The following is a 14,327-nucleotide window of genomic DNA, read 5'->3' as shown; positions in this document are numbered from 1 at the left end:
GTTAGCCTGGGTCATGCGCCGGAAGCACTCGTCTGGTACTCAGTCCCGCGTATGCTGATACGCGGTTCCGCCGTTTACGGAGTTCGAAGGAGAATCCCATGGACCTCACCGACGCGTCCGCGCTCGTCACCGGGGGCGCGAGCGGACTGGGCCTGGCTACCGCCCGCCGCCTGGCCGCAGCCGGCGCGGCGGTCACGATCCTCGACCTGCCGAGCTCGGCCGGCGAGGAGATCGCCGCAGAGCTCGGCGGCTCGTTCGCGCCGGCCGACGTCACACATGCGGAGCAGGTGGCAGCCGCGGTCGCGACGGCTGCGGCATCCGGTCCGCTGCGGGTCATGGTCAACTGCGCCGGCATCGCGCCGCCCGCGAAGGTGCTCGACCGCGACGGCAACCCGTCGCCGCTCGAGGGTTTCGAGCGCATCGTGCGCGTGAACCTCATCGGCACCTACAACGTCATCGCGCAGGCTTCCGCCGTCATGGCGAAGACGGATGCCACGGCCGACGGAGACCGGGGAGTCATCGTCAGCACCGCGAGCGTCGCGGCGTTCGACGGCCAGATCGGCCAGCCCGCATATGCCGCGTCGAAGGGCGGCGTCCACGCCATGACCCTGCCGATCGCCCGCGAGCTCGCGCGCTACGGCATCCGCGTCGTGACCATCGCCCCAGGGATCATGGAGACCCCGATGCTGATGGGCCTGCCGCAGGCCGCGCAGGACTCCCTCGGCGAGCAGGTGCCGTACCCGCAGCGGCTCGGCAGGCCCGACGAGTACGCGCGCCTGGTGATGTCGATCGTCGACAACGGGTACCTCAACGGCGAGACCATCCGTCTCGACGGTGCTATCCGGATGGCTCCTCGTTGATCCGCCATCGTGCGATCCGGATGGCACCGAAGTAAGCCCCGCGCCACCCCCGGTGGCATCGAAGTACGCCCACGATCCAAGGAGAGCCATGAGCGAATCGATCCTCGTCACGCGTGACGGCGCCCTCGCCCGCGTGACCTTCAACCGGCCCGCGTCCCTCAACGCGATGGGCTTCGAGATGGGTCGCCGCTGGCGAGACGTCGCGCACGAGCTCACCTCCGACGACTCGGTCGGGGCCGTGATCCTGGATGCCGCAGGCCCGGCCTTCTGCGCCGGCGGCGACGTGCTCGAGATGGCGACGTCGGGGGCGGCCGGCTCCGAGGTCACCGACGCGGCGCACACGATCCACGACGGCATCCGCACGTTCGTCGAGTCCGACAAGCCGATCGTCGCGGCCGTGCAGGGCGCGGTCGCCGGCGGCGGACTCGGGCTCATGCTCACCGCCGACTACATCGTGGCGTCGGAGCAGTCGCGGTTCGTCAGCAAGTACGCCAACATCGGCCTCACCCCCGACCTCGGCGTCTCGACGCTGCTGCCGGCCGCGGTCGGCCAGCGCCGTGCCCTCCAGCTGGTGCTGCAGGACCTCACGATCGACGCCGCCACCGCGCTCGACTGGGGCCTCGTCACAGAGGTCGTGCCCGCGGCGGATGTGGCTGCGCGCGCGGAGGCGGTCGCGCGGTTCTGGCTCGACAACGCCACCGGCGCGTTCGGGCAGGCGAAGCGGCTCGTCCGCACGGGCGCCGGACGCTCGTTCGCCGAGAACCTCGACGACGAAGCCGCCTCGATCGGCGCCCGCTTCGACACCGACGAGGCCCGCGCCCGCGTCGCGGCCTTCGCCGCGGCATCCGCCAAGTCCCGTCCCTGACCCGACCCGCCCACCTGACCCGAAGCCCACCCACCTGACCCGAACGCCACCCACCTGAGCCATCCACCCCGCCCACCCGCCCGCCCGCTACCGCCGCCACCGGCATGTCCCGCTTTCTACCGTTCCGGGCGACCAGAACGACGGAATTCGGGACATGAAGACCCGAAACCGGGACACTGAGGGCGGAAACCGGGACATCACCACCGGAGGAAGACAGTGACCAACCCCTCGACGAGCGACACGTCGCTGGCCGGAAAGACCATCCTGATGTCGGGCGGCAGCCGCGGCATCGGCCTCGCGATCGCGCTGCGCGCGGCCCGCGACGGCGCCAACATCGCGCTGCTGGCGAAGACCGACACGCCCCACCCGAAGCTCGAGGGCACGGTGCACTCGGCGGCCGAGCAGATCCGCGCCGCCGGCGGGAACGCCCTGCCCATCGTGGGCGACGTGCGCAACGACGACGACGTCACCGAGGCCGTGCTCAAGACGCAGGGCGAGTTCGGCGGCATCGACATCGTCGTCAACAACGCCTCGGTGATCGACCTGTCGCGCTCGCTCGAGCTCGATGCCAAGAAGTACGACCTGATGCAGGACGTCAACGTGCGCGGCACGTTCATGCTCTCGCGTGCCGCGATCCCGATTCTGAAGGATGCCGCCAACCCGCACATCCTCTCGCTCTCGCCGCCCCTCAACCTCTCGCCGAAGTGGCTGGGCGGCCACACCGGCTACACGCTCGCGAAGTACGGCATGACGATGGCGACGCTGGGACTCGCGGCGGAGTTCGCCGAGGCCGGCATCGCCGCCAACACGCTGTGGCCGCGCACGACGATCGCCACCGCTGCGGTGCAGTTCGCGCTCGGCGGCGACCGCATGATGAAGGTCAGCCGCACGCCCGAGATCTACGCCGACGCCGCATACGAGGTCGTCACCCGGCCGGCACGCGAGTACACGGGGCAGACGCTCATCGTGGAGGACGTCCTCGAGGCAGCCGGTGTGACCGACTTCTCGGGCTACGCGGCGGTTCCGGGAACGCCCGACTCGGCGCTGTTCCCCGACATCTTCCTCGACTGAGGACTTCTTCCTCGACGGGCACTCCCTTTCTCGACCCATCCGGGCGACGTAGGGTGGGCTTCATGGCGGTCCGGAGCCTGTTCCCGATCCTGCTGGCGCGAGATCTTCCGCGGCTCGTGCGCTTCTACGAGAGCGCGCTCGGCGCGACGGTGGCGTACCGGTTCGGCAGCGGCGACGAGGACGATTACGTCTCGCTGCAGATCGGCGAGGTCGCGCTCGGCATCGGTCGCGACCCCGACGCGCTCCCGCTCTCGGTGGGCGACCGGGCCGCGCTCTGGTTCTACGTCGACGATGTGGATGCGACGTACGCGTCGTGGCTGGATGCCGGCGGCCGGGCCGAGCAGCCGCCCGCCGACATGCCGTGGGGCGAGCGGGTCGCCCAGGTGCGCGACCCCGGCGGCACGCTGGTCAATCTCGGGGCCGAAGCGCCCGCCGTCGAGCCCGCCTGACGACCGGCGCACGCACGCCCCACCGCGCAGAAGCGCGCCTCATCGTGCGGCGGGAGGTTCGTCCCCGCGCGTCGGCCGAAAAGACGAATTCCGCTGAAACACTGGCGTGGTGACGTTACCAGTGTTACCGTTCCCTCGGACTCAGAAGCTGGTGTGCTCACTGGAGAGCGCAGGCGATGCGATGTCGCATCAACCCATGGATCTCCGGGAGCCCTCCGTCTGTCCGGCGTGCGTTCCGACGTGCGCCGGCTGATCCGCCGACGCCCGCACGGCACCATGTGCGGGGACGTGTCGGAAGCCGAGGCACTGCTCGGCACCACCGAATCCACGGAAGGATCTGCAATCCATGAAAAGCTCTGCGAAGCTCGCCGCGGCCCTCACCCTCACGCTGCCCCTCGCCCTCACGCTGACGGCCTGCGGCTCGGGAGGCGACTCCGGCGGCGAAGGCGACGGCGACAACAAGCTCACCGTCTGGACCTGGGACCCCGCGTTCAACATCTACGCGATGGAGGAGGCCGAGAAGGTCTACCAGCAGGACAACCCGGACTTCGAACTCGAGATCGTCGAAGTGCCGTGGGATGACCTGCAGACCAAGCTCACCACGATCGCCCAGTCCCAGGCGTTCAGCGAACTGCCCGACATCTTCCTGATGCAGAACAACGCGTTCCAGAAGAACGGGCTGAACTACCCCGACCTGTTCTCCGACTTCAGCGACTCCGACATCGACTTCTCGGAGTTCCCGGAGTCGGTCGTCGAATACTCGACCATCGACGACATCAACTACGGCGTGCCGTTCGACGCCGGGACCGCGGTCACGGCGCTGCGCACCGACGTCCTCGAGCAGGCGGGCTACACCGTCGACGACTTCACCGACATCACCTGGGACCAGTACCTCACGATCGGCAAGGACGTCCTCGCCAAGACCGGGCAGCCGCTGCTGTCGGGGCAGGCAGGTTCCGCCGACATCCCGATGATGATGCTCCAGTCGGCCGGTGCGAGCCTCTTCGACGACGAGGGCAACCCGACGATCGTGGACAACGAGGCGCTCGAAGCCGCCATCGACGTCTACACGCAGCTGGTCGACGCCGGCGTGCTCATCGAGGTCAACTCGTGGGACGAGTACATCGGCACGATCGTCAACAGCAACGTCGGGGGCACGATCAACGGCATCTGGATCGTGGGCTCGATCCAGACCGCGGAAGACCAGGCCGGCAAGTGGGGGATCACGAACCTCCCCAAGCTCGACACGGTCTCGGGTGCGACGAACTACTCCGCCAACGGCGGCTCGTCGTGGGCCATCTCGTCCAACGCCGACGTCGACCTCGCCTCGGACTTCCTCGCCGCGACGTTCGCCGGCTCGACCGAGCTCTACGACACGATCCTGCCGAAGGCCGGCGCGGTCGCGAACTGGGTCCCCGCGGGTGACAGCGACGTGTACAACGAGCCGATCGAGTTCTTCGGCGGCCAGCCGATCTTCGCCGATGTGGTCGCGTTCGGTCCCGAGGTGCCTTCGAACAACACCGGCGCCTACTACTACGAGGCCCGCGACGCCGTGAGCACGGCCATGACGCAGATCATGGGCGGCACCGACACCGCGACGGCTCTGGGCGAGGCGCAGGCCAACGTCGAGTTCGCGATGGAGTGACCACGACGGAGCGTCCGGCCGGGCGGTGACGCCGCCCGGCCGGACGACCCCCCCCGTGATCCCGACCGCTCGAGGGAAAGAGATGACACCCGTGGCCTCCGACGCGAAGACGCGCACGAAGACACCGCGGCGGAACGATCCGCCGCCGCTGCCGAACTACATCGGCAACCGCAAGCCCTGGTTGAACAACACCCGCCGCCGCAGCCTCACCGGCTGGGGGTTCCTGCTTCCGGCGGCCCTGCTGATCCTCTTCATGAGCTTCATCCCGATGGCGCAGGCCTTCGTGCTGTCGCTGCAGACGGGGCGCGGCACGCGACTCGAGTTCGCGGAGCCGCTCTGGTACAACTACCAGCGCCTGCTGAGCGACGAGATCTTCAAGCTCACGCTCACCAACACCTTCATCTACCTGATCATCCAGGTGCCGCTCATGCTGGCGCTGGCGCTCGTGCTGGCCAACCTGCTGAACAACCCCAAGCTGAAGTTCAAGGCGCTGTGGCGGACGGCGATCTTCCTGCCGTGCGCCGTGTCGCTGGTGTCGTACTCGCTCGTGTTCCGCACGCTCTTCGCCGGCGACGGGTTCGTGAACGACATGCTGACCGGCATCGGCGCCATCGACAGCCCGATCAACTGGCTCGGGCAGGCCGACACCGCGCGCTTCGTGATCATCCTCGGCCTGCTGTGGCGGTGGACCGGCTACAACATGGTCTTCTACCTCGCCGCCCTGCAGAACATCGACCACTCGAGCATCGAGGCCGCGCGCATGGACGGCGCGAACGCCTTCCAGACGTTCTGGTACGTCACCGTCCCGCAGTTGAAGCCCATGATCGTGCTCACCGCGATCCTCTCGATCAACGGCACACTTCAGCTCTTCGACGAGTCGTGGGCGCTGACCCGAGGAGGGCCGGCCTACCAGACGATGTCGATGGCGCACTACCTCTACGAGGTGTCGTTCCAGAAGAACCCCAACTTCGGCTACGCCGCGGCGATCTCGTACGTGATCCTCATGCTCGTCGCCATCCTCTCGTTCATCCAGATGAAGGTCGGTGACAAGCGTGACTAAGCTGCGCAGCCTCCCCGGATACGCCCTGCTGGCGTTCTGGGCGCTCTTCTCCATCTTCCCGCTCTACTTCATGGTCGTCTCGGCCACCAACACCAGCAAGGACGTCCTCGCCTCGCGGATGCTGCCCGGAACCGCGCTGCTGGAGAACATCTCCGTGCTGTTCTCGACGCAGAACGTCGTGGGTGCGATGACGAACTCGTTCCTCATCGCGGTGGGGACGACGGTGCTCGCCCTTGCGGTGTGCTCGGTCGCCGGCTACGGCTTCGAGGTGTATCACTCCCGGGGCAAGGACATCGTCATGGCGATCCTCCTGCTCGCGATGATGATCCCCTTCGCCGCGACGATGATCCCGCTGTTCCAGCTGTTCGCGCGCGTCGGCATGGTCAACTCGCTGTGGGCCGTCGTCATCCCGATGATCTCGACGCCGTTCCTGATCCTGCTGTTCCGGCAGGCGTCGCGTTCGTTCCCGCACGACATCATCGAGGCGGCGCGCATCGACGGCCTGAAGGAGTTCGCGATCTTCGCCCGCATCTACGTGCCGACGATGCGGTCCACGTTCGCGGCGGCCGCGGTGATCACCTTCATGATGGCGTGGAACAACTTCCTCTGGCCCAAGGTGATCCTGGTCAACAACAGCATCCTCACGATGCCGATGCTCACGGCGAACATCAGTGCGGGCTACGTCACCGACTACGGCGTGCTGATGCTCGCCGTGCTGCTGTCGTCACTGCCCACGATGATCGTCTTCTTCCTCCTGCAGCGGCAGTTCGCGCAGGGCATCACGGGGGCGGTCAAGTGACTCTCGACACCATCCAGACGGCAGACGCACGCCCGGACGACGATCGCGCGGCCTTCGACCCGGCGCGCATCGCCGATCCCCGGTTCGTGCGCGAGAACCGCCGCCCCGCGCACTCGGACCACCGCTGGTTCCGCTCGGCGGCCGAGGCCGCCGACGGCGTCAGCGGCTACGAGCAGTCGCTGAGCGGCCGGTGGAAGATCCACTACGCGAAGAACCCGGCGGCGGCGCCCGCGGGCTTCTTCGAGTCGGGCTACGACTGCGAGAGCTGGGACGACATCCCGGTGCCCGCGCACATCCAGCTGCACGGGTACGACCGCCCCCAGTACGTCAACGTCCAGTACCCGTGGGACGGTGTCGACGAGATCGCGCCGGGGCAGGTGCCCGAGCGCTACAACCCCGTCGCCTCGTACGTGAAGAGCTTCGTACTCGACCGGCCGCTCGCGGCCGGCGAGACGATGAGCGTGAGCTTCCTCGGAGCCGAGAGCGCGATCGCCGTCTGGCTGAACGGCCGCTACCTCGGGTACGCGACCGACAGCTTCACGCCGTCGGAGTTCGACCTGACCGACGCGCTCGTCGACGGGGAGAACAAGCTCGCCGCCCAGGTGTTCAAGTTCTCCAGCGGATCGTGGCTCGAGGACCAGGACTTCTTCCGCTTCTCCGGGCTGTTCCGCGACGTGGTGCTCTTCCGCCGGCCGGCCGTGCACGTCGAGGACGTCCGCGTCGACGTGGATCTCGCGCCCGCCAACGACGTCGCGGATGTGGCGCTGCGCCTCGCGCTGCGCGACGGCTCTGCGAACAGGGGCGTCTCGGTGCGCGCGCGCATCGACGGCGTGGGCGAGCTCGAGGATCGCGGCGACGGCGTGCTCGGCATCCGTCTCGACCGTCCCCGACTGTGGAGCCCCGAGGACCCGGCGCTCTACGAGGTCGAGATCGAGGTGCGCGACGGCGCCGGGGACCTGAGTGAGGTGATCGTGCAGCGGGTCGGCGTGCGCCGGTTCGCGATCGAGGACGGACTGCTCTCGCTCAACGGTCGCCGCGTCGTGTTCCTGGGCGTGAACCGTCACGAGTTCGGCCTGGCCGGACGCGTGCAGACGGCGGCCGAGATCGAGGCCGACATCCTCCTGCTCAAGGCCGCCGGCGTGAACGCGGTGCGCACCAGCCACTATCCCAACAGCACGGCCTTCTACGAGCTCGCCGACCGTCACGGCCTGATGGTGATCGACGAGATGAACCTCGAGAGCCACGGCGTGTGGGACCGCATCCGCAAGCTCGGCGCGCCGATCGACGACGCCGTCCCGGGCGACCGGCCGGAGTGGCTGCCCGCCCTCCTGGACCGCGCCGCCAGCATGTACGAGCGCGACAAGAACCACCCGAGCGTGGTGATGTGGTCGTGCGGCAACGAATCGTACGGCGGCACCAACCTGCGCGACGTCGCGGCCTACTTCCGCGAGGTCGACAGCCGCCCCGTGCACTACGAGGGCGTGCACTGGGACCCGCGCCATGAAGAGACGACGGATGTCGTCAGCCAGATGTATACGCCTGCGGCCGAGGTCGAGGAGTTCCTGCGAGAGCATCGCGAGAAGCCGTTCATCCTGTGCGAGTACGCGCACGCGATGGGCAACTCCTTCGGCGCGGTCGACGAGTACATCGAGCTCGCCTACCGGGAGCCGCTGTTCCAAGGCGGGTTCATCTGGGACTTCGCGGATCAGGCGATCGCCCTGACCGATCGATACGGCAACGAGTACTTCGGCTACGGCGGCGACTTCGGCGATGCGCCGAACGACGGCGAGTTCTGCGGCAACGGCATCTTCTTCACCGACCACACTCCGACGCCCAAGCTGCAGGAGGTCGCGTACCTCTATCAGGGCCTGCGCATCCGCATCGGCGACGACGCCATGACGGTGCACAACCGCCTGCTGGCGACCTCGAGCGCGGCGTACCGGTGCGTGGTGACGCTGGCCCGCGAGGGCACCGTGCTGCGCCGGGCGGAGGTCGAGACCGACATCCCGGCCGGCGAGACCGGGACGATCCCCCTCCCGCTCGCGGTGCCCGCCGCGCCGGGGGAGTACACGATCGACGTCTCGTTCCGACTGCGGTCGGCGACCGCGTGGGCGGCCGAAGGACACGAGGTCGCCCATGAGCAGCGGGTGGTGCGGGTCGGCTCGCCGGCGGCCGTCGTCGCGGGCCCGGCTCCCGAGCTCATCCGCGGTGCGCACAACATCGGTGTGCGCGGGCCGGGTTTCAGCGTGCTGTTCTCGACGCTGTACGGCGGCCTCGCCTCGTACCGCTTCGGCATGACGTCGGACGGCGGGCGGGAGCTTCTCACCTCGATGCCGCGCCCGCACTTCTGGCACGCGCCGACCGCGAACGAGCGGGGATGGGAGGCGCCCTTCGAGGACGGGCAGTGGCTGCTCGCGAGCCGGTACGGGCGGGTACGCGATCCGCTCACGAGCACGCGGGTCGAGACGGACGACTCCGCCGTGACCGTGACGCTCTCGTACGAGCTGCCGACGCGACCGGCGACGACGTGCGACGTCGCCTACCGCGTCGACGGTGCGGGGCGCGTCGAGGTGACCCAGACGCTGCGTCTCATCGAGGGCCTTCCGAGCCTGCCCGAGTTCGGCATGCTCCTGACGACTCTGCCGGAGTTCCGCCGGCTGCGGTGGTACGGCGACGGACCGGAGGAGTGCTACGTCGATCGTCGCGGCGGCGCGCGGCTGGGCGTATACGATCGCGACGTGACGACGGAGCTGACGCCGTACCTGCGGCCGCAGGAGGCGGGAAGCCGCACAGGGGTGCGCTGGGCCGAGGTGACCGACGGACGCGGCGTAGGCCTGCGGGTCGAGTCGCCCGACGGCATGGAGTTCTCGGCGTTGCCGTGGACGCCCGACGAGGTGGAGAACGCGCTGCATCACACCGAGCTGCCGCCGATCCACCGGACGGTGCTGCGCCCGGCGCTCATGCGTCGGGGCGTGGGCGGCGACGACTCGTGGGGTGCGCGCACGCTGGCGCAGTACCACCTGCCTACGAGCGGAGACCTCCAGTTCCGCTTCGCGTTCCGAGGGGTGTGAATGGCTGAGCGACGCACATCGTTGCGCGATGTCGCGCAGGCCGTCGGCGTATCGGTGCAGACCGTGTCGCGTGTCGCGAACGGCGAGCCGAACGTGGCGCCCGAGAAGCGCGAGCTGATCCTCACCACGATGCGCGAGCTGGGCTACCGGCCGAACGCCGCCGCGCGTGCCATCCGCCGCGGGTCGTTCCGCACGGTGGGCGTCGTCTACTACAACCTGCACTCGGTCGGCACGCATCGCTCGCTCGAGGAGATCTCGGAGCGCGCCGCCGAGCGGGGCTATGCGACCACCCTGATGCCGTTGGCCGCGACCTCCGGGCGTGCGGCCAACGGCGCCTTCACACGGCTCGGCGAGATGGCCGTCGACGTGCTCATCGTGATCCTGCCCGCACCCTTCGGGGTCGACGAGACGCTGCAGCTGCCCGAGGGGGTGCCGACGGTCGTGCTCGGTCCGCCGCTCGTGGAGGGCGTGGCATCCGTCGACTTCGACCAGGAGGTCGGGGCGCGCGAGGCCGTCGGGCACCTGCTCGACCTCGGCCACGAGACGGTCCACCACATCACCGGGCCGGCGGTGTCGTTCTCGGCGGAAGCGCGGTGCCGCGCATGGATGCAGGTGCTGACCGAGCGGGGCCGGCCCATACCCTCGACCCGGTCGGGCGACTGGAGCCCGGGCTCCGGCTACGAGGCCACGAAGCGGCTGCTGCGCGAGGAGCGACCCACCGCGATCTTCGCAGCGAACGACCAGATGGCGCTCGGCGCCTACCGGGCGATCATCGAGGCGGGCCTGCGCATCCCCGAGGACGTCTCGCTCGTCGGCTTCGACGACATCGACGAGGCCGAGATGTTCGCACCCCCGCTGACGACCGTGCGCCAGGACTGGGGGCTGCTCGGCCGCCAGTCCCTGCGCGTGGCGCTGGAGATGGAGCGCGGCGCGCCCCCCGAGCACGTGCGGCTGCCGACCGGACTCGTGCCGCGGAACTCCACGGCGTCGCCGCGCGCCTCGACGGCGCCGCCGCGCGCCGGCTGAAAGCGCCGCCGCGCACCGGCGGAAGGGCACTCGGCTCAGATGAGGCCGAGCCGGCGGAAGGCGTTGGCGATCCCGTCGTCCAGCACGTCGGTCGTCACGAGGTCGGCGAGCTCCTTGAGCTCGGGTCGGGCATTTCCCATCGCGACCGCGACGCCGCACACCTGGAACATCTCGATGTCGTTCCAGCTGTCGCCGACCGCGACGGCGTCGGCGGCATCCATGCCCAGGTGGGCGAGCAGCAGCTCGATCGCCGAGCCCTTCGTCGTGTCGCGCTCGCTGATCTCGCCGTTCGAGCCGCCGGGCAGCGGCATACTCCCCGGCACGATGAGGAACTCGTCGCCGAGGTCGGCCCGCAGCTCGTCGAGGCCCTCCTCGTGGTCGCTCACGAACACGGCCTTGTCGATGCGGCTGAGGTCGGCCTCCTCCACGCCGGGGAATGTGCGCTGGGCGAGCCCGACGAGGGAGTCCTCGGGGCGCACCTCCTCGCCGGCCCGCTCCCTGGCCTCGAGGGCGAGGGCGTAGTCGCGCATCAGCTCGGCCATGTCGTCGCTCGCATAGACGCCGTCACGTGCCTGCAGGAAATAGCGGATGCCGCGGCTGCGCAGCGCCGTCAGCATCCGGTCCGTCGCCTCCGGCGAGAGGGGCCGTTCGACGACCACCTCGCCGCCCGAGGTCACGAGGGCGCCGGAGTTGGTGACGGCGCCGTCGAACCCGATGTCCGCGACGACCGGGTGGATGTCGGCAGCGGACCGACCGGTGCTGAGGTACACGAGATGTCCGGCCGCCCGGGCGGCGCGGACCGCGTCCGGCGTCGAGGGGGAGATGTGCGAGCCGTGCTCGAGGATCGTGCCGTCGACGTCGAGGAAGACGATGCGTCGCCGCCCGTCCCCGGAACCCGAGCCGGCGTCGGTCCTTGAGTCTGTCGAAGGTGTCATCAGTGCTTGTTCCCGGTGAAGAGGAGGATGCCGCCGAGGCCGATCATGAGGCCTCCTCCGGTGGCGGACAGGGTGGAGATGCGCTTCGGCGAGCGGCCGAACCAGGTGCGGGCGCCTGCGGCGACCAGCGCCCAGACGGCGTCCGAGATGAGCGCGATCACGAAGAACACGAGGCCGAGCTGGATCATCTGCAGGGGCACCATGCCGGCGTTCAGATCGACGAACTGGGGCAGCACCGCGACGAAGAACGCGATCGTCTTCGGGTTGGTGATCCCGACGACGAACCCCTCGCCCAGCTGACGCCAGGCCGAGCGGGGCAGAGCGCCGCCGTTCGCCTCGGCGGCGGCGCGATGGCGGTGGCGGATCGCCTGCACGCCGAGGTACATGAGGTACACGGCGCCGGCGACCTTGACGATCGTGAACAGCACGACCGACTGCGCGACGACGCCGCCCACGCCGATCGCGACGAGGCCGATCACCGGCAGCAGGCCCAACGCGTTGCCGAGCACGCTGAGAAGGCCTCCGACGGGGCCGAGCGCGAGCGCGCGCCCGATCGTGAACAGCACGCTCGGGCCCGGGATCACGATCAGCACCAGGGCTGCGAGCGTGAAGGCGAGGAGGTTCTCGAGGGGGACCACACCGCGAGCCTAGCCGCGGCGCCTCGCGTCGAGCCGCTTGCGGAGGAAGACCTGCTCGGTGCCGTCGTCGCCCGACACCCGCTGCGTCTCGGCGTACCCGAGGCGTTCGTAGAGGCGGATGTTCGCCTCGCTCAGCGAGCCGGTGAACAGTTCCGCCTCCGTGGCGCCCCGGCCGGCGCCGCGGCGCTCGACCGCCTCCAGCAGCGCGCTGCCGATGCCCTCGCCGGCGCGGTCCGGCGCGATCGCGATGCGTCCGACGAGCACCAGATCGCCGTCGATCCGTGCGCGCAGCGCTCCGATCAGGCGCGTGCCGTCGAGCGCGACGACGCCCAGGTTCTCGGTCAGCTCCGCCTCGAGCTCCTCGAGCGTCTGGGTGAGGGGCGGCATGTCCGGCGTGCCGTAGATGAGCGCCTCCTGCACGAAGGCCGCACGCTGCAGCGTCAGCACCTCGCCGGCATCGCGGGGCTGGATCGGTCGGATCGTCAGGTCTGTGTCGTCGCTCACCGAGTCAGGCTAAGGGCGCCGCCGGCTCGCCCGATGGGGGTTGACCACGCGTGGGTACGAGTGCGCGGGCGGCCGTGATGCGCCGGCATCGGCATCCGTCCAGGCGCGTCCCCTACCCTGGATTTCATGACCGATTCGCCTGTGCGCACGACCAAGCCCCGGCAGGTGCGTCCGGCGACTGAGGGATGGACCCAGAAGAAGGATGCCGAGGGGCGGCCGCTTCTCCAGTTCGCGAGTCCCAAGCGCGGCAAGCCGCCGGTGCATCTCGCCGATCTCGCCCCCGAGCAGCGCGTAGAGAAGGTCAAGGAGCTGGGGCTTCCCGGCTTCCGTGCGAAGCAGCTCGAGAAGCACTACTTCCAGCACTGGACGCACAACCCCGCCGACATGACGGATCTGCCGGCCGAGGGCCGCGAGGAGCTCGTCCACGGCATGCTCCCGCCCCTTCTCACCGAGGTGCGGCGCCTCGAGACCGACCGCGGCGACACGATCAAGTTCCTGTGGAAGCTGCACGACGGCGCCCTCGTCGAGTCGGTGCTGATGCGCTACCCCGGCCGCATCACGCTGTGCGTGTCGAGCCAGGCGGGCTGCGGCATGAACTGCCCGTTCTGCGCCACCGGGCAGGCCGGACTCACCCGCAACATGTCGGCCGCCGAGATCATCGAGCAGATCGTGCGCGCCAACCGCCTCATCGCCGAGGGCGGCCTCGGCGGCAAGAAGAAGACCGATCACTCCGCCGAGCGGGTGTCGAACATCGTCTTCATGGGCATGGGCGAGCCGCTAGCCAACTACGCGCGGGTGATGCAGGCGGTGCGCGTCATGACCGACAAGCAGCACGGCCTCGGCATGAGCGCGCGCGGCATCACCGTGTCGACGGTCGGGCTCGTGCCGGCGATCACGAAGCTCGCGAACGAGGACATCCCGGTGACCTTCGCGCTGTCGCTGCACGCCCCCGACGACAAGCTGCGTGACGAGCTCATTCCGGTGAACTCGCGCTGGAAGGTCGACGAGGCGCTCGACGCCGCGCGTGCGTACTTCGACAAGACCGGACGCCGTGTGTCGATCGAGTACGCGCTCATCAAGGACATGAACGACCACGGCTGGCGCGCCGACCTCTTGGCCGAGAAGCTCAACGCCCGCGGTCGCGGCTGGGTGCACGTGAACCCGATCCCGCTCAACCCGACGCCCGGCTCGATCTGGACGGCCTCGGATGTGCCGGTGCAGAACGAGTTCGTGCGGCGCCTCAACGACGCCGGCATCCCCACCACTCTCCGCGACACCCGCGGCAAGGAGATCGACGGCGCCTGCGGGCAGCTCGTCGCCACCGAAGAGGACGAGGCGGTCGCCGCCGTCACCCCGCTCGAGGACTGAGCCCGCCGCCTCTTCGCAGAGCCAGACACACCTGCC

Annotated in this window: 13 protein-coding genes; 10 read left to right on the top strand and 3 right to left on the bottom strand. The window is 69.4% G+C overall.

Going from position 1 to position 14,327, the window contains the following annotated elements:
- Window positions 1–98 precede the first annotated feature (98 nt).
- From ABG085_RS17695 to ABG085_RS17655, 9 genes are all read left to right on the top strand, one after another.
- Window positions 99–860, top strand: a complete 762-nt coding sequence (locus tag ABG085_RS17695; protein WP_347977057.1) for an SDR family NAD(P)-dependent oxidoreductase — start codon at window positions 99–101, stop codon at window positions 858–860.
- Window positions 861–948: 88 nt separating this feature from the next.
- Window positions 949–1,725 carry an enoyl-CoA hydratase/isomerase family protein gene (locus tag ABG085_RS17690; RefSeq protein WP_347977056.1) on the top strand — a complete coding sequence of 259 codons (777 nt, stop codon included), beginning with the start codon at window positions 949–951 and terminating at the stop codon, window positions 1,723–1,725.
- 216 nt (window positions 1,726–1,941) lie between these two features.
- Window positions 1,942–2,796, top strand: coding sequence for an NAD(P)-dependent oxidoreductase (locus tag ABG085_RS17685; RefSeq protein WP_347977055.1), 855 nt, complete (start codon window positions 1,942–1,944; stop codon window positions 2,794–2,796).
- Between the two features lie 62 nt (window positions 2,797–2,858).
- Window positions 2,859–3,245 carry a VOC family protein gene (locus ABG085_RS17680; protein ID WP_347977054.1) on the top strand — a complete coding sequence of 129 codons (387 nt, stop codon included), beginning with the start codon at window positions 2,859–2,861 and terminating at the stop codon, window positions 3,243–3,245.
- 346 nt (window positions 3,246–3,591) lie between these two features.
- A complete protein-coding gene (locus tag ABG085_RS17675) occupies window positions 3,592–4,890 on the top strand; it encodes an extracellular solute-binding protein (RefSeq protein WP_347977053.1) in 1,299 nt (432 codons plus the stop codon).
- A gap of 91 nt (window positions 4,891–4,981) precedes the next feature.
- Complete coding sequence (locus ABG085_RS17670; RefSeq protein WP_347977052.1) at window positions 4,982–5,950, top strand: sugar ABC transporter permease; 969 nt, start codon at window positions 4,982–4,984, stop codon at window positions 5,948–5,950.
- The gene (locus ABG085_RS17665; protein WP_347977051.1) at window positions 5,934–6,749 is read left to right on the top strand and encodes a carbohydrate ABC transporter permease; all 816 of its coding nucleotides are present in this window, start codon (window positions 5,934–5,936) and stop codon (window positions 6,747–6,749) included. The genes ABG085_RS17670 and ABG085_RS17665 overlap by 17 nt, the downstream gene beginning before the upstream one ends.
- Window positions 6,746–9,820: a glycoside hydrolase family 2 TIM barrel-domain containing protein gene (locus tag ABG085_RS17660; protein ID WP_347977050.1), complete on the top strand. Its 3,075-nt coding sequence runs from the start codon at window positions 6,746–6,748 to the stop codon at window positions 9,818–9,820. The genes ABG085_RS17665 and ABG085_RS17660 overlap by 4 nt, the downstream gene beginning before the upstream one ends.
- Complete coding sequence (locus tag ABG085_RS17655) at window positions 9,821–10,846, top strand: LacI family DNA-binding transcriptional regulator (protein WP_347977049.1); 1,026 nt, start codon at window positions 9,821–9,823, stop codon at window positions 10,844–10,846.
- A 35-nt stretch (window positions 10,847–10,881) separates the two neighbouring features.
- Here the strand turns inward: ABG085_RS17655 and ABG085_RS17650 are convergent, their stop codons facing one another.
- From ABG085_RS17650 to ABG085_RS17640, 3 genes are read right to left on the bottom strand one after another with little or no spacing between them, the layout of a single operon-like run.
- Window positions 10,882–11,781 carry a Cof-type HAD-IIB family hydrolase gene (locus ABG085_RS17650; protein ID WP_347977048.1) on the bottom strand — a complete coding sequence of 300 codons (900 nt, stop codon included), beginning with the start codon at window positions 11,779–11,781 and terminating at the stop codon, window positions 10,882–10,884.
- Window positions 11,781–12,419 carry a LysE family translocator gene (locus tag ABG085_RS17645; protein WP_347977047.1) on the bottom strand — a complete coding sequence of 213 codons (639 nt, stop codon included), beginning with the start codon at window positions 12,417–12,419 and terminating at the stop codon, window positions 11,781–11,783. Before ABG085_RS17645 ends, ABG085_RS17650 begins: the two co-directional genes overlap by 1 nt.
- Window positions 12,420–12,428: 9 nt before the next feature.
- Window positions 12,429–12,923, bottom strand: coding sequence for a GNAT family N-acetyltransferase (locus tag ABG085_RS17640; RefSeq protein ID WP_347977046.1), 495 nt, complete (start codon window positions 12,921–12,923; stop codon window positions 12,429–12,431).
- Between the two features lie 126 nt (window positions 12,924–13,049).
- Here ABG085_RS17640 and rlmN point away from each other — a divergent pair, with 126 nt between their 5' ends.
- Window positions 13,050–14,291 (top strand): 23S rRNA (adenine(2503)-C(2))-methyltransferase RlmN, encoded by a 1,242-nt coding sequence (gene rlmN, locus ABG085_RS17635; RefSeq protein ID WP_347977045.1) that lies wholly within the window; start codon window positions 13,050–13,052, stop codon window positions 14,289–14,291.
- Window positions 14,292–14,327 lie beyond the last annotated feature (36 nt).

This window comes from Microbacterium sp. ProA8, assembly GCF_039905635.1.
Lineage (GTDB): Bacteria > Actinomycetota > Actinomycetes > Actinomycetales > Microbacteriaceae > Microbacterium > Microbacterium chionoecetis.
Note: the sequence above shows the minus strand (reverse complement) of the source record. Positions and strands in the feature narration are given on the sequence as shown.